At 70.3% G+C, this 23651-nt stretch carries 20 protein-coding genes and 1 pseudogene; 7 read left to right on the plus strand and 14 right to left on the minus strand.

Annotation, left to right across the window (positions count from 1 at the left end; all coding sequences use genetic code 11):
• Window positions 1–11: 11 nt before the first annotated feature.
• On the plus strand, window positions 12–1661 hold the full coding sequence (locus REH65_RS06965; RefSeq protein WP_406691764.1) for an acyl-CoA synthetase: 1650 nt from the start codon (window positions 12–14) through the stop codon (window positions 1659–1661).
• A 219-nt stretch (window positions 1662–1880) separates the two neighbouring features.
• Here REH65_RS06965 and REH65_RS06970 read toward each other — a convergent pair whose 3' ends face one another.
• The 4 genes from REH65_RS06970 to REH65_RS06985 form a co-directional block, all read right to left on the minus strand.
• Window positions 1881–2984: a nitronate monooxygenase family protein gene (locus tag REH65_RS06970; RefSeq protein WP_281456032.1), complete on the minus strand. Its 1104-nt coding sequence runs from the start codon at window positions 2982–2984 to the stop codon at window positions 1881–1883.
• 139 nt (window positions 2985–3123) lie between these two features.
• Complete coding sequence (locus tag REH65_RS06975) at window positions 3124–4764, minus strand: acyl-CoA synthetase (RefSeq protein ID WP_406691765.1); 1641 nt, start codon at window positions 4762–4764, stop codon at window positions 3124–3126.
• Window positions 4765–4920: 156 nt separating this feature from the next.
• Window positions 4921–6471, minus strand: coding sequence for an acyl-CoA synthetase (locus REH65_RS06980; RefSeq protein WP_406691766.1), 1551 nt, complete (start codon window positions 6469–6471; stop codon window positions 4921–4923).
• Window positions 6472–6758: 287 nt separating this feature from the next.
• Window positions 6759–7814, minus strand: coding sequence for an LLM class F420-dependent oxidoreductase (locus tag REH65_RS06985; RefSeq protein WP_406691767.1), 1056 nt, complete (start codon window positions 7812–7814; stop codon window positions 6759–6761).
• A gap of 91 nt (window positions 7815–7905) precedes the next feature.
• Here REH65_RS06985 and REH65_RS06990 point away from each other — a divergent pair.
• The 5 genes and pseudogenes from REH65_RS06990 to REH65_RS07010 all read left to right on the plus strand — a co-directional run bounded on the left by REH65_RS06990 (window position 7906) and on the right by REH65_RS07010 (window position 12402).
• A pseudogene (locus REH65_RS06990) lies at window positions 7906–8864 on the plus strand (Zn-ribbon domain-containing OB-fold protein).
• Window positions 8865–8874: 10 nt separating this feature from the next.
• Window positions 8875–9930, plus strand: coding sequence for a thiolase domain-containing protein (locus REH65_RS06995; RefSeq protein ID WP_406691768.1), 1056 nt, complete (start codon window positions 8875–8877; stop codon window positions 9928–9930).
• Entirely contained in the window at window positions 9930–11090 is a 1161-nt protein-coding gene (locus REH65_RS07000) for a thiolase domain-containing protein (protein ID WP_281456037.1), read from the plus strand. The genes REH65_RS06995 and REH65_RS07000 overlap by 1 nt, the downstream gene beginning before the upstream one ends.
• Window position 11091: 1 nt before the next feature.
• Window positions 11092–11961 (plus strand): TIGR03619 family F420-dependent LLM class oxidoreductase, encoded by an 870-nt coding sequence (locus tag REH65_RS07005; protein ID WP_406691769.1) that lies wholly within the window; start codon window positions 11092–11094, stop codon window positions 11959–11961.
• Window positions 11962–11970: 9 nt separating this feature from the next.
• Window positions 11971–12402 carry a nuclear transport factor 2 family protein gene (locus REH65_RS07010; RefSeq protein ID WP_281456039.1) on the plus strand — a complete coding sequence of 144 codons (432 nt, stop codon included), beginning with the start codon at window positions 11971–11973 and terminating at the stop codon, window positions 12400–12402.
• Between the two features lie 202 nt (window positions 12403–12604).
• Here REH65_RS07010 and REH65_RS07015 read toward each other — a convergent pair whose 3' ends face one another.
• A complete protein-coding gene (locus tag REH65_RS07015) occupies window positions 12605–13831 on the minus strand; it encodes a cytochrome P450 (protein WP_406691770.1) in 1227 nt (408 codons plus the stop codon).
• A gap of 200 nt (window positions 13832–14031) precedes the next feature.
• Between REH65_RS07015 and REH65_RS07020 the strand changes: the two genes are divergently transcribed.
• On the plus strand, window positions 14032–15162 hold the full coding sequence (locus REH65_RS07020; RefSeq protein WP_406691771.1) for a steroid 3-ketoacyl-CoA thiolase: 1131 nt from the start codon (window positions 14032–14034) through the stop codon (window positions 15160–15162).
• Between the two features lie 285 nt (window positions 15163–15447).
• Here REH65_RS07020 and hsaB read toward each other — a convergent pair whose 3' ends face one another.
• From hsaB to REH65_RS07065, 9 genes are all read right to left on the minus strand, one after another.
• Window positions 15448–16017, minus strand: a complete 570-nt coding sequence (gene hsaB, locus REH65_RS07025; protein WP_406691772.1) for a 3-hydroxy-9,10-secoandrosta-1,3,5(10)-triene-9,17-dione monooxygenase reductase subunit — start codon at window positions 16015–16017, stop codon at window positions 15448–15450.
• Between the two features lie 11 nt (window positions 16018–16028).
• Window positions 16029–16940, minus strand: coding sequence for an iron-dependent extradiol dioxygenase HsaC (gene hsaC / locus REH65_RS07030; RefSeq protein ID WP_406691773.1), 912 nt, complete (start codon window positions 16938–16940; stop codon window positions 16029–16031).
• 15 nt (window positions 16941–16955) lie between these two features.
• Entirely contained in the window at window positions 16956–17807 is an 852-nt protein-coding gene (hsaD, locus tag REH65_RS07035; protein WP_406691774.1) for a 4,5:9,10-diseco-3-hydroxy-5,9,17-trioxoandrosta-1(10),2-diene-4-oate hydrolase, read from the minus strand.
• The gene (gene hsaA / locus REH65_RS07040; RefSeq protein WP_406691775.1) at window positions 17807–18979 is read right to left on the minus strand and encodes a 3-hydroxy-9,10-secoandrosta-1,3,5(10)-triene-9,17-dione monooxygenase oxygenase subunit; all 1173 of its coding nucleotides are present in this window, start codon (window positions 18977–18979) and stop codon (window positions 17807–17809) included. The genes hsaD and hsaA overlap by 1 nt, the downstream gene beginning before the upstream one ends.
• A gap of 14 nt (window positions 18980–18993) precedes the next feature.
• Window positions 18994–20037 carry a 4-hydroxy-2-oxovalerate aldolase gene (dmpG, locus tag REH65_RS07045; protein ID WP_406691776.1) on the minus strand — a complete coding sequence of 348 codons (1044 nt, stop codon included), beginning with the start codon at window positions 20035–20037 and terminating at the stop codon, window positions 18994–18996.
• A complete protein-coding gene (locus REH65_RS07050) occupies window positions 20034–20939 on the minus strand; it encodes an acetaldehyde dehydrogenase (acetylating) (RefSeq protein WP_406691777.1) in 906 nt (301 codons plus the stop codon). The genes dmpG and REH65_RS07050 overlap by 4 nt, the downstream gene beginning before the upstream one ends.
• Window positions 20940–21153: 214 nt before the next feature.
• Entirely contained in the window at window positions 21154–21930 is a 777-nt protein-coding gene (locus tag REH65_RS07055) for a 2-keto-4-pentenoate hydratase (protein ID WP_406691778.1), read from the minus strand.
• Window positions 21931–22040: 110 nt separating this feature from the next.
• Window positions 22041–23207: a lipid-transfer protein gene (locus REH65_RS07060; RefSeq protein ID WP_406691779.1), complete on the minus strand. Its 1167-nt coding sequence runs from the start codon at window positions 23205–23207 to the stop codon at window positions 22041–22043.
• Window positions 23204–23629, minus strand: coding sequence for a MaoC family dehydratase (locus REH65_RS07065; protein ID WP_281456050.1), 426 nt, complete (start codon window positions 23627–23629; stop codon window positions 23204–23206). The genes REH65_RS07060 and REH65_RS07065 overlap by 4 nt, the downstream gene beginning before the upstream one ends.
• Window positions 23630–23651 lie beyond the last annotated feature (22 nt).

Raw genomic sequence — 23651 nt, forward strand, 5'->3', positions numbered from 1 at the left:
GGAGAGCCACGATGACCGGCACGAGCTTCGCCCTGTCCGAGGTCTTCCGTACGGTCGCCGATGCGGTTCCCGACCAGGAGGTGCTGGTCTGGGGCGAGCGGCGGTTCAGCTACGCGCAGCTCAACGCGCGCATCGACGGCGTCGCGCACTACCTGGCCGAGCGGGGATTCGGCTGCCACACACCGCGCGAGCGGCTGGCCGGGCACGAGTCCGGGCAGCACCACGTCGGGATCTACCTGCACAACGGCAACGAGCACCTGGAAGCGCTGGTCGGGGCGCTGCGGGCGCGCGCGGTGCCGTTCAACGTCAACTACCGCTACGTGGCCGAGGAGCTGCTCTACCTGTTCCGCGACGCCGGCGCCGAAGCGCTGGTGTTCCACTCCGCGTTCGCGCCGCAGGTCGCCGAGGTCCGGGACCGATTACCCGGTCTGCGGCTGCTGATCCAGGTCGACGACGACAGCGGGAACCCGCTGCTGCCGGGCGCGGTGGCGTACGAGTCCATCGTGGACACCCCCGGGGAGGCTCCCGAGCCGAGCGGGGACGATCTCTACCTGCTCTACACCGGCGGGACGACCGGGATGCCCAAGGGCGTGATGTGGCGGCAGCACGACGCCTACGTCAGCGCGATGGGCGGAACCCCGTTCGGCAGCGCCGAGCCCTACCGCTCCTACGACCAGATCGCCGAGGCCGCGCGGGCCGGTGGCGGCGGCATGCGGCTGATCATGACGGCGCCGTTCATGCACGGCGCCGCGCAGTGGTCGACCTTCCACATGATCACCCAGGGCGGCGCGATCGTGCTGCCGACCGATCCGACGCGCCTGGACTGGCCGGACGTGCTGCGCACCGTCGAGCGGGAGCGGGTGATCAGCGTCCCGGTGGTCGGCGACGCGATGGCCCGGCCGATGGTGGCCGAGCTGGAGCGCGGGGACTACGACCTCTCCGGGGTGTTCGCCGTGCAGAACGGCGGCGCGCCGCTGACCCCGACCGTGCGCGCCCGGCTGCGGGCGCAGCTGCCGAACGTGCTGTTCGTCGACACCGTCGGATCGTCGGAGACGGGGATCCAGATGAGCCAGGTCGCCGACGGGAACGGGGCCGACACCGGCGTTTTCACCCCCGCCGAGGACACCACGGTCCTCGACGACGACCTCACCCGCGAGCTCTCCCCCGGTGAGGGCCAGGGCTGGCTGGCCCGGCACGGCCTGGTACCGCTGGGCTACCTCGGCGACGCCGAGAAGACGGCCCGGACGTTCCCGGTCGTCGGCGGGACCCGCTACAGCGTCCCGGGCGACCGCGCGGTCCGCCTGGAGGACGGCCGGATCCAGCTGCTCGGCCGCCAGAGCATCACCATCAACTCCGGCGGCGAGAAGATCTTCGTCGAGGAGGTCGAGCGCGCCCTGGCCGCCCACCCGGCCGTCGCCGACGTCATCGTCACCGGCCGCCCCTCCGACCGCTGGGGCCAGGAAGTGGTCGCCATCGTGGAAGTCCTCGACGGCGAAGAGGTCTCGGACGAAGCCCTCCTCGCCGAAGCGGCCCACCACATGGCCCGCTACAAGCTCCCCAAGGTCATCCTCCGGGTCCCCCAGATCCAGCGCTCACCCAGCGGAAAGGCCGACTACCGCTGGGCCAAGACCCAAGCCGAGAAGTCCGCGATCGAGGCCTGACTCCACCCCGAGGAGGCGGCGTCGCGTTGCCGGCGTCCGTTGCCGGGGGACAGTTTTAGCCATAATCACCCATGATCAATGTTCCTTTTGTCCGGTCAATTATGGCTAAAACTGTCCCCTGGTGAGGAACACCGCCACCACGACGCCACCTCCGGGAGGTGCGGACGTGAGAAACCCTCCCGGCCGGGGTGCGGGCCGGGAGGGCGTCGGAGGTGGATCTCAGCGGAGCTTGTCGAGGCGGGTGAAGGTGTCCTCGACTTCGCGGAGGAGGTCGTCGAAGACCTCGGCCACCGGGCGGATCTCGTTCATGCGGCCGACGATCTGGCCCACCGGCATGGAGACAGCCTGGGGGTCGCTGGCGCGCATCATGCGCTGGTGGGCGTCGGCGACCAGGATGTTCTGCAGCGGCATCGGCAGCGGCTGCGGGGCGTCCGGAGCGGCCCACGCCTCGGTCCACTTGGTCTTGAGCAGCCGCGCCGGTTTGCCGGTGTAGATGCGGGAGCGGACGGTGTCGCTGGAGTTCGCCGCGAGCAGCGCCTCCTGGGTGACCGAATCGCCCATCGTCATGCCGTACTCCGCCGTGGTCAGCCAGTACGAGCCCATCCACGCGCCCGAGGCGCCGAGCGCCAGCGCCGCGGCGATCTGCCGCCCGGTCCCGATGCCGCCCGCGGCGAGCACCGGGGCGCGACCCGCGAGGGCGTCGACGATCTCCGGGACCAGCACCATCGTGGCGATCTCGCCGGTGTGCCCACCGGCCTCGTGGCCCTGGGCGACGACGATGTCCACCCCGTTGTCGACGTGCCGCTTCGCGTGTTCGGCCTTGCCGGCCAGGGCCGCCACAAGCACGTCGTGCGAGTGGGCCTGCTCGATGATGTCCACCGGCGGGGAGCCGAGCGCGTTGGCGATCAGCGCGATGGGGTGCCGCAGCGCCACGTCGACGTGCGAGCGGGCCACCGAGTGCAGCCACCCCAGCACTCCCCCGCGCTCCTTCTCATCTTCGGGCAGCTCCGGGACGCCGAGCTCGGCGAGGGTCCGCTCGACGAACGCGCGGTGCTCGGCCGGGATCAGCGAGTCCAGGTCTACCTGCGTGCCCTCGGTGGGGATCTTGGCCGGCATCACGACGTCGACGCCGTAGGGCTTGCCGTCGGTGTTGGCGTCCATCCAGTCCAGCACCCGGTCGAGCTCGTCGGGGTCGTTGAACCGCACGCACCCCAGCACCCCCAGCCCACCGGCCTTGCTGACCGCGGCGGCGACGTGCTCGGACGGCGTGAACGCGACGATCGGGTGCTCGATCCCGAGCGTGTCGCACAGCGAAGTTCGCATTGACTTCCTCTCAAAGGCCTATTTCTTACTCGTCCTGCGTAGCGGTGCGGGTAGCGGAACCTGAGACGCCGCGGTGCCATTGCCGACGTGGTGGAAGAGAAAGCGGCTCCGCCGCTTGCGCACAGCACCGCACGACGAATCAGCGCGCGGCGGATTTCCGCGTGGGTTCGTTGACTTCCGTCGGGGCGTGGTCCTCGGTGTGCTTGCGCGCCCACGGGTAGTCGGGCTTGCCGCTGGGCGAGCGGGTGATCTGCTCGACGATCCACAGGCTGCGCGGCACCTTGTAGCCGGCGATGACCTGGCGCGCGTGGGCGTCGAGCTCGGAGAGGCTCGGCGACGCGCCTTCGCGGGGCTGCACGAGTGCGGCCACCCGCTGGCCCATCCGCTCGTCGGGCACGCCGACGACGAGCACGTCGAAGACGTCGGGGTGCGACTTCAGCGCGCTCTCGACCTCCTCGGGGAAGACCTTCTCGCCACCGGTGTTGATCGACATGTTCCCGCGGCCGAGCAGCGTGACCGTCCCGTCGGCCTCCAGCCGCGCGTAGTCGCCGGGCACGACGTAGCGGGTGCCCTCGACCTCGACGAACACCGAGGCGGACTTCTCCGGGTCCTTGTAGTAGCCCAGCGGCACGTGCCCGGACTTGGCCAGCCAGCCGATCTGCCCGGTTCCCGGTTCCAGCGGCTTGTTGTCGTCGTCGATGACGATGAGCTTGCGGTCCGCGGTGACGCGCGGGCCTTCGGACTGCACGCCGTCCTTGGTGACGATGCCGATGCCGCCGAAACCGGTCTCCGAGGAGCCGATCGCGTCGGTGATCACGACGTTGGGCAGCGCGTCGAGGTACTGGTGCTTGACCGAGGTGGAGAACAGCGCCGCGGTCGAGGAGATCGCGACCACCGAGGACGCGTCGTAGCCCCCCTCGTTGAGCGCCTCGATCATCGGCCGCGCCATCGCGTCCCCGACGATTGCCAGCACGTTGACCCCGTTGCGCTCCACGGCCTTCCACACCTCGTGCGGATCGAACTCGGGAACGAAAACGGTGGTGGCGCAGGCGAAGAGGTTGCCGAAGGTGGCCCACTGCGCGGCGCCGTGGATGAACGGCGCGGCCGGAAGTCTTACCAGGCCACCGGTTTCCGCGCCGGTGCGCGCGAGTTCCCACTCGTCCTTGACGTATTCACCGGTCATGAAGTCGATGCCGCCGCCGAGGACGCGCCACACGTCCTCCTGGCGCCACATGACGCCCTTGGGCATGCCGGTGGTGCCGCCGGTGTAGAGCAGGTAGAGGTCGTCGGCGCTGCGCTCGGCGAAGTCGCGGTCGGCGCGGGAGGCCGCGAGCGCGGACTCGTACTCGACGCCGTCGTACCGGGCGTAGTCGTCCTCCGAACCGTCCTCGATCACTAGAACGTGATTCAGCTCCGGAACCTGCGGCAGCACCTCGGCGACGTGGTCGCTGTAGCGCCGCTCGTGGACCAGCGCGACCATGTCCGCGTTGGAGAAGATGTACTGCAACTCGGCGGGCACGTACCGGTAGTTCACGTTGATCGCGACGGCCCGCAGCTTGTACGCCGCGAGCATCGCCTCCAGCGCCTCGATGGAGTTCCTGGAGTACACACCGATGTGCGCGCCGGGCCCGACGCCGCGGGCGGCGAGGTGGTGCGCCAGCCGGTTGGAGCGCTCCTCCAGTTCCGAGAACGTCACCTGGCGCTCGCCGCAGACCACTGCGACGCGCTCAGGGACCAGGTCGACTGCGTGCTCGAAGAGATCTGCGATGTTGAGTGCCACTCGAAAAAAGTAGAACGTGTTATCGCGTAAGACAAGAGGTCGGTGGAGGTACCGCGAAATGGGCGATCCGCCATCACCGGCCTCGATGGGCAGCACGGAACCGCGCGCGGCGGCCGGGTTCGCCGCCGCACGCGGTCGCGCGCGGATCACCGCAGCTCAGATCGCCTTCTCGCGGCCTTCCCAGTACGGGTCGCGCAGCTTGCGCTTGTAGAGCTTGCCGTTGGGATCGCGCGGCAGCTCATCGACGTAGTCGATGCTGCGCGGGACCTTGAACTTGGCGAGCCGCTCGCGGGCGTAGGCCAGCAGCTCCTCGGAGAGCTCGTCACCGGGCGCCACGCCGTCGGCGGGCTGGACGACGGCCTTGACCTCCTCGCCCCAGTCGTCGTGCGGCACGCCGAACACGGCCACGTCGGCGACCTTGGCGTGCACCGACAGCGCGCTCTCGATCTCGGCCGGGTAGATGTTCACCCCGCCGGAGATGATCATGTCGTTGCGCCGGTCGCACAGGTACAGGTAGCCGTCCTCGTCGAGGTATCCGACGTCGCCGAGGGTGAACAGGTCCCCGACGCGCGCTTCCTGGGTCTTCTTCCTGTCGTTGTGGTACTCGAAGGTCGACCCGCCCATCTGCATGTAGACGGTGCCGATCTCCCCGGCGGGCAGCTCGGCGCCGTCGTCGCCGAGCACCCGCACCACCGAGCCCGGCCACGGCTTGCCCACCGAACCGGGTTTGCGCAGCCACTCGTCGGCCATGATCGTCGTGCCGCCGCCCTCGGTGGCCGCGTAGTACTCGACGACCACCGGGCCCCACCAGTCCAGCATCGCGCGCTTGACCTCCTGCGGGCACGGCGCGGCGCCGTGGATCATGGTGCGCAGCGAGGAGACGTCGTAGCGCTCGCGGGTCTCGGCCGGCAGCGCCAGCAGCCGGTGGAACTGGGTGGGCACCATGTGGCTGTGGGTGACGCGGTGCTCCTCGATGAGCCGCAGCATCTCCTCGGCCCCCCAGCGGTCCATCAGCACCGCGGTGTGCCCGAACTGGATCGAGATGCTCACGAAGTTGAGCACCGCCGTGTGGTACAGCGGCGATCCGCACAGGTGCACGTGGTCGTCGAAGGGCTTGAGCCCGAACACCCCGAAGAACCACGCGTTCGCGGCGGGCACGTCGTCGGGATCGGCCCCGCTCAGCGGTCTGCGCACGCCCTTGGGGCGACCGGTGGTGCCCGAGGTGTAGAGCATCGGCGAGCCCGTGGTGCGCACGTCGGGCCGCTTGGCGGGTTCGTCGGCGCCGAGGTTGGCCAGCGGCTGGAAGCCCGGCACCTCGCCGACGGCGAAGCGGGCCTCGCTGGACAGGCCGCTGCGCGCGGCGGCGTCGGAGGCGGCCTCGGCGAAGCGCTCGTGCGCGATGAACGCCTTGGCGCCGCTGTCCTCGACGATGTAGGCGACCTCGGGCCCGACGAGGTGCCAGTTGACGGTCACCACGTACAACCCGGTCTGGATGGCCGCGAAGTAGGCGGCGAGCAGGTCTGCACCGTTGGGCAGCATCAGCACGATGCTGTCGCCCGGTTCCAGCCCCATGCTCTGCAGCCCGCGGCCGTACCGGTCGGCGGCGGAGGCGAGCTCGGCGTAACTCACCGAGCCACCGTCCGGCGAGACCACGGCCGTGCGGTTCGGCTGCTGGTCGGCGATGTTCCACAGTCCTATGTCGGCCACGGCGGACTCCTGTCGACGGCGAGAGCGTTCCCCAGCCGAACAAACCTAGAACGTGTTGCAGTTCTGGAGCAAGGCCACCCACCCAACAACCGCTTGCCAAAGGAGGAAACCCGACACCCGAGCGGAGAACACATTCCACCTCCATCCCCCGGGAGACGCCCTTCACCCGGATTGCGGCCGCAATCCGCACCCCGACCACGGCCGCAATCCGGTCACCACGCGACCACTGCCGCGCCGGAGGCGGATTGCTGCCGTACTCCGCGTGCGGAATACGGCAGTAATCCGGATCACGGGCCCGCGGGGGCGTCCGGTGCGACTGCGTCGGCGACCGCGCGGACGTGGTCGGTGTCGCGGCAGCCGACCAGGAGCATGTCGACCCCCGACTTCTCCCAGACCGCGATCCGCTCCCGCACGTGGTCGCGATCGCCGATGATCGCCACCTCGTCGACGATCTCGTCGGGCACCGCCGCCACCGCCTCCTCGCGGCGACCGGCCGCGAACAACCGCCCGATGTCGGCCACCGCCTCCTCGTAGCCCATGCGGCGGAACAGCTCGGCGTGGAAGTTCATCCCCGGCGCGCCCATCCCGCCCAGGTAGAGCGCCACCGACGGCTTGAGCTTGGCGCGCTCGGCCGCCGGGTCGTCGGTGACCACGACCTGGCAGGTCGCCGCGACCTCGAACTCCTCGCGGGTGCGGCGCGCGCCCTCGCGGGCGAAGCCCTCGGCCAGCCACTCCTCGTACATCCCGCCGACCCGCGGCGAGTAGTACACCGCGATCCAGCCGTCGGCGATCTCGGCGGTCTGCGCGACGTTCTTCGGCCCCTCCGCGCCCAGCCAGATCGGCAGGTCCGCGCGCAGCGGGTGGGTGATCGGCTTGAGCGGCTTGCCCAGCCCCAGCGAACCGGGACCGTCGTAGGGCAAGCGGTGGTGCGGGCCGTCGTTGCGGATCGGTGCCTCGCGCGCGAGCACCTGCCGCACGACCGAGACGTACTCCCTGGTCCGGGCCAGCGGCTTGGCGAACGGCTGGCCGTACCAGCCCTCCACCACCTGCGGCCCGGACACGCCCAGGCCCAGCACCGCGCGGCCGCCGGAGAGGTGGTCGAGGGTCAGCGCGTGCATCGCGCACGAGGCCGGCGAGCGCGCCGACATCTGCGCCACCGAGGTCCCCAGGCGCACGCGGGAGGTGTCCGAACCCCACCAGGCCAGCGGGGTGAAGGCGTCCGAGCCCCACGACTCGGCGGCGAAGACGGCGTCGAACCCGACCCGGTCGGCTTCGAGAACGAGTTCCTGCGCGTTCTGCGGCGGGGCCGCGCCCCAGTACCCCAGTTGCAGTCCTACTTTCACTTGTGAACCTCCCTTTCCCGACCGCACGCGGACTCCGCCCATACTGCACCGGATATTGCCGGGATGGCGAGAACATGTTTCACTTCGGGTTGTGACTGGGATCTCCGAACCGCTCAGCGCCCCGCTCAACATCGGCTTCGACTACACCCGCTCGCTCGGGACCGCGCGCAGCCGATTCGCCACCGCGCTGCGCGACGGCGGCATCGTCGGCGTCCGCGGCAGCGACGGCCGGGTGCACGTGCCGCCCCTCGAATACGACCCGGACACCGCCGCGCCGTTGGACGACTTCGTCGAGGTCGGCGCCCAGGGCACGGTGGTGAGCTGACCTGGATGCCCGACCCGCTGCCCGGCCAGCCGTTCGACCGGCCCTTCGCCTGGGCGCTGGTGCGCCTCGACGGCGCCGACACCCCGCTGCTGCACGCCGTGGACGTGCCCGGACCGGAGGCCATCTCCACCGGGATGCGCGTGCAGGTCCGGTGGGCGGCCGAGCGCGGCAACGGGATTCGCGACATCGCCTGCTTCGAACCCGCCGGGGAGGTGACCGCGGCACCCGAGCCCGTCGGCGGCGATCCGGTGACGATGGTGACCACGCCGGTGCAGCTGGAGTACACCCACTCGGCCTCCCCCGAGGAGAGCCGCTACCTGGAAGGGCTCAAGCAGGGCCGGATGCTCGGCCAGCGCTGCCCCGCCTGCGAGAAGGTCTACATCCCGCCGCGCGGCGCCTGCCCCACCGACGGCGTGCCGACCGTGGAGGAGGTGGAGCTGCCCGACACCGGGATCGTGACCACCTTCTGCATCGTCAACGTGCCGTTCCTGGGCCAGCGCATCAAGCCGCCCTACGTGGGCGCCTACATCCTGCTCGACGGCGCCGACATCGCGTTCCTGCACCTGGTCCTGGGCTGCGAGGCCGACCAGGTGCGGATGGGCATGCGGGTCAAGGCGTCGTGGAAACCGCGCGAGCAGTGGGGCCACACGCTGGAGAACATCGACCACTTCGAACCGACCGGGGAACCGGACGCGCCGTTCGAAACCTACGCCCACCACCTGTGAAGGAGCTGGAATGACTGACGTCGCCGTCGTCGGCTTCGCACAGGCACCGAACGTGCGCGCCACCACCGGCACCACGAACGGTGTCGAGATGCTCGTCCCGATCTTCCAGGACGTCTTCGCCCAAACCGGCCTGTCCAAGACCGACATCGGGTTCTGGTGCTCGGGATCGTCGGACTACCTGGCGGGGCGGGCGTTCTCGTTCATCGCCGCGATCGACGCGATCGGGGCCTTCCCGCCGATCAACGAGTCCCACGTCGAGATGGACGCCGCCTGGGCGCTGTTCGAGGCCTGGGTGAAGATCCGGACCGGCGAGGTGGACACCGCGCTGGTCTACGGGTTCGGCAAGTCCTCGGCCGGGAACCTGCGGCGCACGCTGGCCATGCAGCTCGACCCGTACTCGGTCGCGCCGCTGTGGCCGGACTCGGTGAGCATCGCCGGCCTGCAGGCGCGGATGGGCCTGGACTCCGGGGACTACACCGAGGCCGACATGGCCGAGGTGGCGGTCCGCAGCCGCGCCGCCGCCAAGGGCAACCCCAGCGCCCAGCTCTCCGGCGCGTTCGACGCCGAGGAGCTGCTGGCCGAGCCCTACCTGGCCGATCCGCTGCGCGCGCACGACTGCGCGCCGATCAGCGACGGCGCGTCGGTGATCGTGCTCGCCTCGGCCGATCGGGCGCGCGAGATCCGCGAGCGGCCCGCCTACATCGGCGGCATCCAGCACCGCATCGAATCGGGCAGCATCGGCGCCCGCGACCTGCGGCGTTCGGTCTCCACCGAGGCCGCGGGCGAAGCCCTGGGCACCGACGGCGTGGAGATCGCCGAGCTGCACGCACCGTTCACCCACCAGGAGATCGTGCTGCGCCGCGCTCTCGGGCTCGACGACGCGGTCGCGGTCAACCCCTCGGGCGGCGCGCTGTGCGGGAACCCGATGTTCGCCGCGGGCCTGTCGCGCATCGGCGAGGCGGCCGGGCAGATCTTCGAGGGCCGCGCGAGCAAGGTGCTGGCGCACGCGACCAGCGGCCCGGCGCTGCAGCAGAACCTGGTGTGCGTGATGGAGGGAAGGGCCTGATGGGCAAGCAGTTGGCGGCCGTGCTGGGCACCGGCCAGACCCACCACACCAGCAAGCGGCTGGACGTCTCGATGGCCGGGATGTGCCGCGAGGCGGTCGACCGCGCGATGGCCGACGCCGGGGTCGACTGGCCGGACATCGACGCGGTCGTGGTCGGCAAGGCGCCCGACCTGTTCGAGGGCGTGATGATGCCCGAGCTGCACCTGGCCGACGCGCTGGGCGCGACCGGAAAACCGCTGCTGCGGGTGCACACCGCGGGATCGGTGGGCGGTTCCACCGGCAACGTCGCGGCGAGCCTGGTGCAGGGCGGCGTGCACAAGCGGGTGCTGGCGGTGGCGTTCGAGAAGCAGTCCGAGTCCAACGCGATGTGGGCGCTGTCGATCGTGCCGCCGTTCACCATGCCGGTGGGCGCGGGGGCGGGCGGGTACTTCGCGCCGCACGTGCGCTCCTACATCCGCCGTTCCGGGGCACCGACGCACACCGGGGCGATGGTGGCGGCGAAGGACCGCCGCAACGGCTCCCGCAACCCCTACGCGCACCTGAAGCAGACTGATATCACGGTGGATTCGGTGATGGCCTCGCAGATGCTGTGGGACCCGATCCGCTACGACGAGACCTGCCCGTCCTCCGACGGGGCGTGCGCGGTCGTCATCGGCGACGAGGCCAGCGCGACCGGCCGCAAGGCGGCCTGGATCCACGCCACGGCGATGCGCACCGAGCCGACCACCTTCGCCGGGCGCGACCAGGTCAACCCGCAGGCAGGCAGGGACGCCGCGGCGGCGCTGTGGAAGCAGGCCGGGATCACCGATCCGCTGTCCGAAGTGGACTGCGCCGAGATCTACGTGCCGTTCTCCTGGTTCGAGCCGATGTGGCTGGAGAACCTCGGTTTCGCCGCCGAGGGCGAGGGCTGGAAGCTCACCGAGGCCGGGGAGACCGCCATCGGGGGCCGGCTGCCGGTCAACCCGTCGGGCGGGGTGCTCTCGTCCAACCCGATCGGCGCGTCCGGTCTGCTGCGGTTCGCCGAGGCGGCGCGTCAGGTCACCGGCGACTCCGGCGACAACCAGGTCGACGGCGCCCGGGTGGCGCTCGGGCACGCCTACGGCGGTGGCTCGCAGTATTTCTCGATGTGGGTCGTCGGATCGAACAAACCGGGAGCCTGACATGAAGTTCACGATGTCGGTGGCGATGACGCCGCTGGATCAGCTGACCGAGCTCGCGCGCACCGCCGAGGAGTGCGGCTACACCTCGATCGCGCTGCCGGACTCGCTGTTCTACTCCGAGAAGGTCTCCGCCGAGTACCCCTACACGCCCGACGGGTCGCGGATGTGGGACGCCGACACGCCGTGGGTGGACCCGCTGATCGCCACCGCGGCGATGGGCGCGGTGACCTCGCGGCTGCGGTTCTACACCTCGGTGCTCAAGCTCGGCCCGCGCAACCCGGTGCTGCTGGCCCGCCAGCTGTCGTCGGTCGCGGCGATGACCGGTGACCGCTTCGGGCTGGGGCTGGGCCTGGGCTGGGCACCGGAGGAGTTCGAGTGGTGCGGCGCGCCGTACGCCAAGCGCGGCGCCCGGGTCGACGAGATGATCGAGATCATCCGGCTGATCCTGGGCGGCGGCATGGTCGAGTACCACGGGAAGTTCTTCGACTTCGACAAGCTGCAGATCTCCCCCGCCCCGGCGAAGCCGGTGCCGCTCTACGTCGGCGGGCACACCGAGCCGGCGCTCAAGCGCGCTGCCCGGGTCGGCGACGGCTGGGCGTCGGCCATGATGAAGCTCTCGGAGCTGCGCGAGACCATCGACCGGCTCGGCGAGCTGCGCGCCTCCTACGACCGCGCCGACGTGCCGTTCGAGATCCAGGCGGTGTGCATCGACCGCTTCGGCGTCGACGGCTACCGCGAGCAGGCCGAGGTGGGCGTCACCGACGCGATCGTGGTGCCGTGGATCTTCGACGGCCACGGCTTCGACGCCCCGCTGGAGGCCAAGCTGGACTCGGTCCGCAAGTTCGCCGCCGAGGTCATCGAGAAGGTCTGAGGAGGCCGCATGAGCGGAGTGCACTGGAAGGCCACCCGCACGTCGCACCCGGCCCGCGACGCCGCCCTGGCGTCGATGGACGCGGTCTCGCGAGGTGCGAAGGACGAGTGGCTGTCGCTGTTCGCCGACGACGCCGTCGTCGAGGACCCGGTGGGTCCCTCGGCGTTCGACCCCGACGGCAAGGGCCACCACGGCCGGGAGGCCATCGCCGCGTTCTGGGAGACGGCGATCGCCCAGGCCGAGCGCATCGAGTTCACCATCGAGGACTCGTTCGCCTGCGGCAACGAGGTCGCCAACACCGGCACCATCACCACCCACCTCCCCGACGGCTCCGCGATGGACGCCGAGGGCGTCTTCACCTACCGGGTCGACGACCAGGGCCGGGTCACGGCCCTCAGGGCCTTCTGGGAGTTCGACAGAGCAGTCGCCACCCTCCGCTGACCCACCACCGAGAAGGCGCCGTCCCCCTCCCCAGGGGAACGGCGCCTTCCTCATCTCCACCACTCACCCACCCGAACCGTCCTGCCCCAGGGGTTCCCGATTTCAATGGAAATCGGGGACCTGACTTCCATTGAAATCGGGAACCTCTGGGGGCGGAGGGAACCGGGGGTGCCCCGGCGTTCGGGCCGGGGCACCGCGTCGGTCAGCGGTACTGGACCCGGTATTCCTTGATGCCGTTGAGCCAGCCGGAGCGGAGGCGGCGGGGTTCGGCGAGCTGGCGGATGTCGGGCATGTGGTCGGCGATGGCGTTGAAGATCAGGTCGATCTCCAGCCGCGCCAGGCTCGCCCCCAGGCAGTAGTGCGCGCCCGTGCCGCCGAAGCCGACGTGCGGATTCGGGTCGCGGGTGATGTCGAAGCGCTCCGGCTGGTCGAAGACCTCCGGGTCGAAGTTGGCCGAGCTGTAGAACATCCCGACCCGCTCGCCCTTCTTGATCTGCACGCCGGAGAGCTCGACGTCGGCCAGCGCGGTGCGCTGGAACGACACCACCGGGGTGGCCCAGCGGACGATCTCGTCGGCGGTGGTCTGCGGGCGTTGCCGCTTGTAGAGCTCCCACTGGTCGGGGTTCTGCAGGAACGCGTGCATGCCGTGGCTGATGGCGTTGCGAGTGGTCTCGTTGCCGGCCACCGCCAGCAGGATCGTGAAGAACCCGAACTCGTCGTCGCTGAGCGCGCTCCCGTCGACGTCGGCCTCGACGAGCTTGGTGACGATGTCGTCCATCGGGCACTTGCGCTTCTGGTCGGCCACGCCCATGAAGTAGCCGAGCATCTCCGCCGCGGCCGTCTCCGGGTCGATGTCGTACTCGGGGTCGTCGTAGGCGACCATCTGGTTGGACCAGTCGAAGATGTCCTTCCGGTGGTCCTGCGGCACGCCCAGCAGCTCCGCGATGGCCTGCAGCGGCAGCTCGCAGGCGATGTCGGTGACGAAGTCGCCGGTGCCGGATTCCAGGGCGCCGGTCGCGATCGCCTCGGCCCGCTGGTGGAGCACCTCCTCCAGGCTGTTGACCGCGCGCGGCGTGAACCCGCGCGCCACCAGGCGCCGGACCTTGGTGTGCTCGGGGGGGTCGATGTTGAGCATGACGAACCGCTGCATCTCGATCTGGTCGCGGCTCATCTCCTCGTTGAACCGGATGATCGCGGTGTTCTCGTAGGTGGAGAACACGTCGGTGCGGCGCGAGATCTCCTTGACGTCCTCGTGCCGGGTGACGACCCAGTACCCCTCGTCCTCGAACCCGGACTTGCGGAACGGCTGCCTGTTCCACCAGATGGGCGCGGTGCGCCGGAGCTCCGCGAATTCCTCCAGCGGCACCCGCTCGGAGTAGAGATCGGGGTCGGTGAAGTCGAAGCCCTCCGGAAGGCTCGGTGCTGCCACGGCTACCTCCTGCGCTGCACGAACTGAAACGAGTTCTATGTGAAGCGAACCACAAGAAACGAGCCCGGTAAACCCCTTTCACTGCACATGAATCGTACAAGCAAAGGGGAAGATCGTCCGCCCTCGAACAGGACCGTGGCGCACAGAGATAACATGTTCTAGATTCATCTCGGTAGTGATCGCGGTGAGAGGAGATTCAGGTGGGCACTCCGGTGATCGTGGAGGCGGTGCGCACGCCGATCGGCAAGCGCAAGGGCTGGCTGTCCGGGCTGCACGCCTCGGAGATCCTCGGCGCCGCCCAGCGCGGCCTGCTGGAACGCGCGGGCGTCGACCCGGCCGCGGTGGAACAGGTCATCGGCGGCTGCGTCACCCAGGCCGGTGAGCAGGCGGGCAACGTCACCCGGACCGCCTGGCTGCACGCCGGGCTGCCCGAGCAGACCGGCTGCACCTCGATCGACGCCCAGTGCGGGTCGGCCCAGCAGGCCACCCACCTCGTCGCAGGGCTCATCGCCACCGGCGCCATCGACGTGGGCGTGTCGTGCGGCGTCGAGGCGATGACGCGGGTGCCGCTGGGCAGCAACATCGGCGTCGACGTCGGCAAGCCCAAACCCGACGCCTGGGACATCGACATGCCGAACCAGTTCCTGGCCGCCGACCGCATCGCCGGCCGGCGCGGCATCACCCGCGAGGACCTGGACCGCTTCGGCGTCCGCTCGCAGGAGCGCGCGCAGCGGGCGTGGCAGGAGGGCCGCTTCGACCGGGAAATCGTCCCGGTCCGCGTCGGCGACGAGGACGTCGCCCGCGACCAGGGCCTGCGCGAGACCAGCCTGGAAGCCCTCGGCGGGCTCAAGCCGGTCCTCGACGACGGCCTGCACACCGCGGGCAGCTCCTCGCAGATCTCCGACGGTGCCGCGGCGCTGCTGCTGATGGACTCCGACCGGGCGCAGGCCCTGGGCCTGCGCCCGCGCGCCCGGATCGTGTCGCAGTGCCTGGTGGGCGCCGAGCCCTACTACCACCTCGACGGGCCGGTGCAGGCCACCGAGCGGGTGCTGGCGCGCAGCGGCATGAAGATCGGCGACATCGACGTCTTCGAGGTCAACGAGGCCTTCGCCTCGGTCGTGCTGTCCTGGGCGGGCGTCCACGGACCCGACATGGACCGGGTCAACGTCAACGGTGGCGCCATCGCGCTCGGCCACCCGGTCGGCAGCACCGGCGCCCGGCTGCTCACCTCGGCCCTGCACGAGCTGGAGCGCCGCGACGGCACCACGGCCCTGGTCACCATGTGCGCGGGCGGCGCCCTCTCGACGGGCACGATCATCGAACGCCTCTGACCCCCCCCCCCCCCCCCCCCCCCCCCCCAACGCGCAGTTCTCATGAAAACCTCCCCACCCAACGGGAGGTTTTCATGAAAACCTCGGTTCCCTTCGAGTCGCGCAGTTTTCATGAAAACTTCCCCGCCCCAGGAACGCGAAAGTCCACCGCGGCCTCCGTGCGGTGGACTTTCGTCGTGTGGTCCCGGTGGGTCCCCGGGTTCTGAGTCGTGGTTGGGGGAGGGAAGTTTTCATGAAAACTTCCCTCCCCCACCGAGTCGGGTGGGCGTTTGAGGTGGAGGACTCTCAGAGCCAGTCCTCCGGGGTTCCGGTGAGGAAGTCCTCGGGCCAGTACCGGGCCGGGGTGGTGGGGTGGGTGATGCCCGTGTAGGCGCCCTTGTAGAACAGCAGGGGGTCTTCGTCCGCGGGTTCTCCGAGGGTGTGGACCCTGCCCACGACGATGTGGTGGTCCCCTCCGTCGAGGACGTTGTCCACCTCGCAGTCGAGCCAGGTGAGGGCGCCGTCGAGGATCGGGGCGCCGGACGGGGCCGGGGCCCAGGTCAGGTTCGCGAACTTGTCCTCACCGCGGCGGCCGAAGACCGCGGAGACCTCGCGCTGCTCGGCGGAGAGGACGTTGACGCAGAAGTGGCCGGCTCGCTCGATCAGCGGCCACGTGCGGGACGCCCTGCCGGGGCAGAACAGGACCAGCGGCGGGTCCAGGGACAGCGCCGAGAACGACTGGCAGGCGAAGCCCACCGGTCCGCCGTCCCCGGCGGCCGTCACCACCGTCACGCCCGTGCAGAAGTGCCCGAGCGCGCGCCGGAAGTCGCCCCCGTCGACAGCAGGGCCGCCCACCTGCGGAACCACGGCTCCCATCGCCACTCCCCTCACTGCCCCGGGGGCCGGTTGCCGACCGAGAAGTCGTGGCCCCACAGCGAGACGGCGGTGCTCTCCCGCGCGATCCAGTCCTCGTCGTCGACCTGCCGCCCCTCGCAACCGAACTCGACGTCGAAGCCGCCCGGGGTCTTCATGTAGAACGACAGCATCAGGTCGTTGACGTGGCGGCCCAGCGTCGCCGACATCGGCACCTGGCGCCGGTAGGCGCGGTCGAGGGTGAGGCCGACGTCGTCGACGTCCTCGACCTCCACCATCAGGTGCACGATGCCGCTGGGCGTGGGCATCGGCAGGAACGCCAGGCTGTGGTGCCGCGGGTTGCAGCCGAAGAACCGCAGCCACGCCGGTTCGCCGTCGGAGGGCCGCCCCACCAGCTCGGGCGGCATCCGCATCGAATCCCGCAGCCGGAACCCGAGCACGTCGCGGTAGAACCGCAGCGCCGCCTCGTCGTCGTGGGTGGACAGCACCACGTGCCCCAGGCCCTGCTCGCCGGTGACGAACGTGTGCCCGTAGGGGCTGACGACGCGGCGGTGCTGCAGGGCCGCGCCGTGGAAGACCTCCAGCTCGTTGCCGGACGGGTCCTGGAAGCGGATCAGCTCGCCCACCCGCCGGTCGGCCAGCTCCTCCTTGGACCCCTCCTTGAACGCGACCCCGTTGGCGCTCAACGAGTCCCGGACCTCCTGCAGACCCGCGGCGTGCTCGGCCTCCCAGCCGGCGCAGGACAGCCGGTCCTGCTCGCCGGGCACGATGACCAACCGTGCCGGGAAGTCGTCCATCCGCAGGTACAGCGCGTTCGGGTCGCTGCCGCTGCCCTCGACCATGCCGAGGACCTTGAGCGCGTAGGTCCGCCACGCGTCGATGTCGGTGGCCTCGATGCGCAGGTACCCGAGCGAGCGAATCCCCATCGGACTACCTCCCTGTTAGTTGAGCAGGAAATCGCGGGTCAGCTTGTTGAACTCCTCGAACTTCTCCAGCTGCGCCCAGTGCCCGCAGCGGCCGAAGACGTGCAGCTGCGCGCGCGGGATGAGCTTGAGCGCCAGCAGCGCCCCGTCGAGCGGGTTGACCCGGTCCTCGCGGCCCCAGATCAGCAGCACCCGCTGCCGCAGCTTGTAGGCCTCCCGCCACAGCAGACCTTCCTCGTAGGTCTCGGGCTGGGCGAAGGAACGGCCCATCGCCTTCATGGCAGCCAGCGACTCGGGCGCGCTGGCGGCGGCGAAGCGCTCCTCCAGCAGTTCCTCGGTGATGAGCGACTGGTCGTGGACCATCGTCCGCAGGAACGCTTCCAGCTTCTCCTTGCTGGGCCCGGGCGGTGCCCCGAACAGGCCGAGCTTCTGCACGCCCTCGGTCGGGTCCGGCGCGAACACGTTGACGCTGAGACCTCCCGGCCCCATCAGCACCAACCGGCCCGCCCGGTCCGGGTGGTCCAGCGCGAAGCGCACGGCGGTGCCGCCGCCGAGCGAGTTGCCGAGCAGGTGGGCCTTGGCCACGCCCAACACGTCGAAGAGCTCCTTGAGAGCGCCCGCGCTGTGGGTGAAGTACTGGCCGTGCTCGGTCGGTTTCGAGGACTTGCCGAACCCGGGCTGGTCCACGCCGATGACGTGGAACTCCTCGGCGAACGCCTCGACGTTGCGGCTGAAGTTGCTCCACGCCGAGGCCCCGGGCCCACCGCCGTGCAGCATGACCACTGTGGACTCGTTGCCGACGCCCGCTTCGTGGTAGTGCAGCGTCAGCCCGGAGGGCAGGGTCGCGTCCTGGCTCTTGATCTCCACCATCAGACCATCGAATCCTTCACCGGTAGACCGAATTCCCCGCTGCCGAACATCGTGTAGGCGCGCTCGGCGTCGTTGGCCGCGTGCACCCGGCCGGCGTGCGCGTCCCGCCAGAACCGCTGGATCGGCGTGCCCGCCTGCAGCGCTCGGCCGCCGGAGTTCTCGAAGAGCCGGTCCACCGCGGAGATCGCCCGCGCGGTGCCCCGAACCTGGTCGCGACGGGCCTTGAGCCGCAACGACATCGGGACCTCCTCACCCGCCTTCAGCAGCGCCAGCTCGTCGGCGATATTGGTCGACAGCTGCAGCCAGGCGGCGTCGATCTCGCTGGCGGCCTCGGCGATGCGGACCTTGGCGAACGGGTCGTCCTTGGCCTGCTCACCGGCGTAGGCGGCGCGGACCCGCTTGGCCTGGTGCTCGACGTGCGCGTCGTAGGCGCCCTGAGCCATGCCGATGATCGGCGCGGTGATCGTCGACGGGTGCACGGTCCCCCACGGCAGCCGGTACAGCGGCGCGGTGTTGACCTGGTGACCCGGGCAGTCCGTCTTCGACATCGACATGAAGCTCAGCGCCCGGTGCGACGGGATGAACACGTCGTCGACGACGATGTCGTTGCTGCCGGTGCCGCGCAGGCCGACGGTGTCCCACACGTCGTTGATGGCGTAGTCGCCCAGCGGCAGCAGGTACGTGCAGAAGTCGACCATCTTGCCGTCACCGTCGAGCGCGGGCCCGCCGACGAACACCCAGCTCGCGTGGTCGCAGCCGGAGGAGAAGCTCCACTTGCCCGACAGCCGGTAGCCGCCGTCGACGACGGTGGCCTTGCCCATCGGCGCGTACGACGAGGAGATCCGGGTGTTGTCGTCGGAACCCCAGACGTCCTCCTGCGCCTGCTGCGGGAACAGCGCCAGGTGCCAGGGGTGCACGCCCAGGATGGAGGCGACCCAGCCGGTGGAACCGCAGGCGCTCGCGATGAGCTTGACCGCGGTGTAGAACTCCACCGGGTCGGCCTCGCAGCCGCCGTAGCGCTGCGGTTGCAGCAGCTTGAAGAAGCCCGCGTCCTGCAGCTCGGCGATCGATTCCGCCGGGATCTTGCGTCCGTCCTCGGCCTGCTGCGCCCGATCCCGCAGCGCGGGAAGGAGTTTGCGCACTGCCTCGACGACTTCGGTGCTGTCGCTCATGCGGTGCTCCCGTCTCACTTGGTCTGCTCGCGCTGCAGCTCCAGCGCGATGTCGATCAGCTGGTCCTCCTGGCCGCCCACGAGCTTGCGCTCGCCGGCCCGCACCAGCAGTTGCGCCTGGCTGACGCCGTAGCGCTCGGCCTGGTTGGCGGCGTGCTTGAGGAAGCTGGAGTACACCCCGGCGTAGCCCATCATCAGCGCGGAGCGGTCGAGCAGGCATTCCTCCGGCATCGCCGGGCGCACCACGTCCTCGGCGGCGTCGGCGATGGCGAAGAAGTCCACGCCGGTGGTGAACCCGAGCTTGTCGCACACGCCGACGAACGCCTCCACCGGTGTGTTGCCCGCTCCGGCGCCGAAACGCCGTGCGCTGCCGTCGATCTGGACGGCACCGGCGCGCGCGGCCGCGACCGAGTTGGCCACGCCGACGCCGAGGTTCTCGTGCCCGTGGAAACCGATCTGCGCGTCGCCGCCGATCTCGGCGTCGAGGGCCTGGACCCGCTCGGCGACCTGCTCCAGCACCAGCGCCCCGGCGGAGTCGACGACGTAGACGCACTGGCAGCCCGCGTCGACCATGATGCGGGCCTGCTTGGCCAGCACCTCCGGCGGCTGGGAGTGGGCCATCATGAGGAACCCGACGGTCTCCATGCCCTGCTCGCGCGCCAGCCCGAAGTGCTGCACGGACACGTCGGCCTCGGTGCAGTGGGTGGCGATCCGGCACACCGAGGCGCCGTTGTCGCGGGAGATGACGATGTCGTCGGTGACGCCGACGCCGGGCAGCATCAACACGGCGATCTTGGCGTTGCGCGCGGTCTCGGCCGCCAGCGTGATCAGTTCCTGCTCCGGCGTTCGGGAGAAGCCGTAGTTGAACGACGACCCGCCGAGCCCGTCGCCGTGGGTCACCTCGATGACCGGCACCCCGGCCTCGTCGAGCGCGGTGACGATGCCGCGCACCTCGTCGGCGGTGAACTGGTGGCGCTTGTGGTGCGAGCCGTCGCGCAACGACGTGTCGGTGATGCGCAGGTCCAGCTCGGTGCTGTACGTCTTCGGCAGTCCGGTCACCGCGCGGCCTCCTTCTGCAGCGCCCCGGTGCGGGCGAGCTCGTCGCCGACCCGCACGGCGGCGGCGGTCATGATGTCGAGATTCCCGGAGTACTTCGGCAGGAAGTCGCCCGCGCCCTCGACCTCGACGAACACCGCGACGCGCGCCTGGCCGCCGGTGACGGCCGAGGGCGGGTCGAACTGCGGCTCGGACAGCAGCCGGTAGCCGGGGACGTACTCGGCGATGTCGCGCGCCATCCGGGTGATCGACTCGCCGACGGCGTCGGTGTCCGCGTCGGCCGGGATGGCGCAGAAGATGGTGTCGCGCATGATCATCGGCGGGTCGGCGGGGTTGAGCACGATGATCGCCTTGCCGCGCTCGGCTCCCCCGATGACCTCGATGCCCTTGGCGGTCGTGCGGGTGAACTCGTCGATGTTGGAGCGGGTTCCGGGCCCCGCCGACACCGAGGACACCGACGCGACGATCTCCGCGTAGGCCACCGGCACGACCCGCGACACGGCGTGCACGATCGGGATCGTGGCCTGCCCGCCGCAGGTGATCAGGTTGATGTTCGGCGCGTCGAGGTGCTCGCCGATGTTGACCGGCGGCACCACGTAGGGCCCGACGGCCGCGGGCGTGAGGTCGATGGCCCGGATGCCGCGCTCGGCGTAGCGCGGCGCGTTGGCCTTGTGCACGTAGGCCGAGGTGGCTTCGAAGACGATGTCCGGGCTCTCGTTCTCCAGCAACCAGTCCACGCCTTCGGCGCTCGTCGCCACACCCATGTCGGCGGCCCGGCGCAGCCCGTCGCTGTCCGGGTCGATGCCGATCATCCAGGCCGGTTCGACGTCCTGGGAACGGCTGAGCTTGTAGAGCAGGTCGGTACCGATGTTGCCCGACCCCACGATCGCCGCCTTGGCGGTCATAACGCCTCCCTAAGAACTGTGTGTAGTCCTTGTGCGTAGCGGTGCCGGTAGGAGAACCTGAGGGGCTTCGTGGACTCCGCGCGCCACTCCTGATGTATGCCAATACACGGCGTCGCGGCGTGCTCGCCACGAAGCCCCTCAGAACCTCCGGCGGTGCAGGCTGCTTGCCCGCCCACCGAAAGAGAAAGTGGCTCCGCCACTTCGAAGCACCTCCCTAGGGTTTCGCGGTGAGACCGACGGTGCCGAGACCGGAGAACTCGGCACGGAACGCGTCGCCTGGCCGCACGTCGATGGCGCGGGTGCAGGAACCGGGCAGCACGACGTTGCCCGCTCGCAGCCGCACCCCGAACCCGGCGACCTTGTCGGCCAGCCAGGCCACGGCGGTGGCGGGGTTGCCGAGCACCGCGTCGGAGCGGCCCTCGGCGACGACCTCGCCGTTGCGGTGCAGCACGGCGTCGATGCCGCGCGGGTCGAGCTCGCCGGGGGCCACGCGCGCGGCACCGAGCACGTAGCCGGCGGAGGAGGCGTTGTCGGCGATGGTGTCGGCGATGCCGATGCGCCAGTCGCGGATGCGGCTGTCGATCAGCTCGATGGACGGGATCAGCGCCTCGGTCCGGTCCAGCACGCCCTGCTCGTCGCAGCCCGGTGGGACGTCCTCGGCCAGCAGGAACCCGACCTCGACCTCCACCCGCGGGAAGCAGTAGGCGCGGGTGTCGACGGGGACGTCCTCGGCCACGGCCATGTCGGTGAGGAGGTGCCCGTAGTCGGGCTCGTCGACGCCCATCATCTGCTGCATCGCCGGTGAGGACAGCCCGACCTTGTGCCCGGCGATCGGCGCGTCCCGGCGGCGGATGTTGATCAGCTGGATCTCGTAGGCGTCGACCACGTCGATGTCCGGGTGCGACTCGACCAGCGGCGGGATGGGGTCCCGCTCGCGTTCGGCCCGCCACAACCGCTCGGCGAGCCCTCGCCGGGTCTCGGCACTGAGCATGCGACCTCCACGCCACGGACTGGAACAGGTTCCCCTCCATGCGAGCAACCGGTTCACGTGCTGTTATCGCTACATCATACCGATGAGCGCGGCAAAATCTATAACATGTTTCAGTTCGATGTGAGCACGAGTCCGCTGGTGGGGACGCCCGTTCCCGCGGTCACCAGCACGTTGCTCACCTCGTCGACCTGGTTGACCGCCGCACCGCGGATCTGCCGGACGCCCTCGGCGATGCCGTTCATCCCGTGGATGTAGGCCTCCCCCAGCTGCCCGCCGTGGGTGTTCAGCGGCAGCCGTCCGCCGTGCTCGATGGCGCCGTCGGCGATGAAGTCCTTGGCCTCCCCGCGCCCGCAGAAGCCCAACTCCTCCAGCTGGACCAGCACGAACGGCGTGAAGTGGTCGTAGAGGATGCCGACCTGGACGTCGTCGGGTCCGATCCCGGACTGCTCCCAGAGCTGCCGCGCCACCAGGCCCATCTCGGGCAGCCCGGTCAGCGAGTCGCGGTAGTAGCTGGTCATGGTGAACTGGTCCGGCCCGCTGCCCTGCGCGGCGCCGGCCACCACCGCGGGCGGCTGGGGCAGGTCCCGGGCGCGGTCGAGGCTGGTGACCACCAGCGCCACCCCGCCGTCGCTCTCCTGGCAGCAGTCCAGCAGCCGCAGCGGCTCGGTGATCCACCGCGAGTTCTGGTGGTCCTCCAGGGTGATCGGGCGCCCGTGGAACCAGGCGTTCGGGTTGGTGGCGGCGTGCTTGCGGTCGGCGACCGCGATGCGGCCGAAGTCCTCGCTGGTCGCCCCGTACTCGTGCATGTAGCGACGGGCGAACATGGCCACCTGCGCGCCCGGCGTGCCCAGGCCCATCGGGTACGACCAGCTGTTGTCCACGCCGGTGGAGGTCGCCTGCCCGGACAGCCCGGCGTTGAACTGGCCGAACCGCTGCCCGGAGCGCTCGTTGAACGCCCGGTAGCAGACCACGACCTCGGCCATCCCCGTCGCCACCGCCATCGCCGCCTGCTGCACGGTGGCGCAGGCCGCGCCGCCGCCGTAGTGGATCCGGCTGAAGTAGCTCAGGTTCGGGATGCCGACCTCGCGGGCCACCGCGACCTCGGTGTTGGTGTCCATCGTGAAGGTGACCAGACCGTCCACATCGGAGGGTTCCAGTCCCGCGTCGGCGAGCGCCGAGCGCACGCACTCGGCGGCCAGCTGCAGCTCGCTGCGACCGGAGTCCTTGGAGAACTCGGTCGCGCCGATGCCGGCGATTGCGGTCTTGCCTGAGATCATCGGTCCTCCTCCGGCAGCTCCAGCCGCACCCGGCCGGTGACGTGGGTGCCGAGCTGGTTGCGGCCCAGCACCTCGACGACGAACACGCCGTCACCGCGTTCCAGGACCTGGCCGTGCATCGTCAGCGCGTCGTAGGCGTAGCAGGGCACGCCGAGCTTGATCGACACCCCGCGCACCAGCGCCTCCGGGCCGGCCCAGTCGGTGACGTAGCGCTGCACCAGTCCGGTGGTGGTGAGGATGTTGAGGAAGATGTCCTTCGACCCCTTGGCGTGCGCCAGGTCCCGGTCGTGGTGCACGTCCTGGAAGTCGCGGGTGGCGATGGCCGTGCTGACGATGAAGGTCGGGGTCGCCTCGATGCGCTCCTCCGGCAGGGAATCGCCGATCGCGACCTCCCCGGCAGTGCGCGTGCGCGCCAAAGTCATGCGTTCTCCAGTGTTCTGCGGG

It is taken from the genome of Saccharopolyspora sp. ID03-671 (assembly GCF_045278815.1).
Classification (GTDB): domain Bacteria; phylum Actinomycetota; class Actinomycetes; order Mycobacteriales; family Pseudonocardiaceae; genus Saccharopolyspora; species Saccharopolyspora ipomoeae.

What these genes read in the sequence shown, in the direction of transcription:
- REH65_RS07005 (WP_406691769.1), top strand. Translation starts at nt 11,092, where the DNA reads ATGAAGTTCACGATGTCGGTGGCGATGACGCCGCTGGATCAGCTGACC.
- REH65_RS07060 (WP_406691779.1), bottom strand. Translation starts at nt 23,207, where the DNA reads ATGATCTCAGGCAAGACCGCAATCGCCGGCATCGGCGCGACCGAGTTC.
- REH65_RS07055 (WP_406691778.1), bottom strand. Translation starts at nt 21,930, where the DNA reads ATGCTCAGTGCCGAGACCCGGCGAGGGCTCGCCGAGCGGTTGTGGCGG.
- REH65_RS06995 (WP_406691768.1), top strand. Translation starts at nt 8,875, where the DNA reads ATGACTGACGTCGCCGTCGTCGGCTTCGCACAGGCACCGAACGTGCGC.
- hsaD (WP_406691774.1), bottom strand. Translation starts at nt 17,807, where the DNA reads ATGGTGGAGATCAAGAGCCAGGACGCGACCCTGCCCTCCGGGCTGACG.
- hsaC (WP_406691773.1), bottom strand. Translation starts at nt 16,940, where the DNA reads ATGGGGATTCGCTCGCTCGGGTACCTGCGCATCGAGGCCACCGACATC.
- REH65_RS07050 (WP_406691777.1), bottom strand. Translation starts at nt 20,939, where the DNA reads ATGACCGCCAAGGCGGCGATCGTGGGGTCGGGCAACATCGGTACCGAC.
- REH65_RS06965 (WP_406691764.1), top strand. Translation starts at nt 12, where the DNA reads ATGACCGGCACGAGCTTCGCCCTGTCCGAGGTCTTCCGTACGGTCGCC.
- hsaB (WP_406691772.1), bottom strand. Translation starts at nt 16,017, where the DNA reads ATGGGAGCCGTGGTTCCGCAGGTGGGCGGCCCTGCTGTCGACGGGGGC.
- REH65_RS07065 (WP_281456050.1), bottom strand. Translation starts at nt 23,629, where the DNA reads ATGACTTTGGCGCGCACGCGCACTGCCGGGGAGGTCGCGATCGGCGAT.
- REH65_RS06970 (WP_281456032.1), bottom strand. Translation starts at nt 2,984, where the DNA reads ATGCGAACTTCGCTGTGCGACACGCTCGGGATCGAGCACCCGATCGTC.
- REH65_RS07000 (WP_281456037.1), top strand. Translation starts at nt 9,930, where the DNA reads ATGGGCAAGCAGTTGGCGGCCGTGCTGGGCACCGGCCAGACCCACCAC.
- hsaA (WP_406691775.1), bottom strand. Translation starts at nt 18,979, where the DNA reads ATGAGCGACAGCACCGAAGTCGTCGAGGCAGTGCGCAAACTCCTTCCC.
- REH65_RS07010 (WP_281456039.1), top strand. Translation starts at nt 11,971, where the DNA reads ATGAGCGGAGTGCACTGGAAGGCCACCCGCACGTCGCACCCGGCCCGC.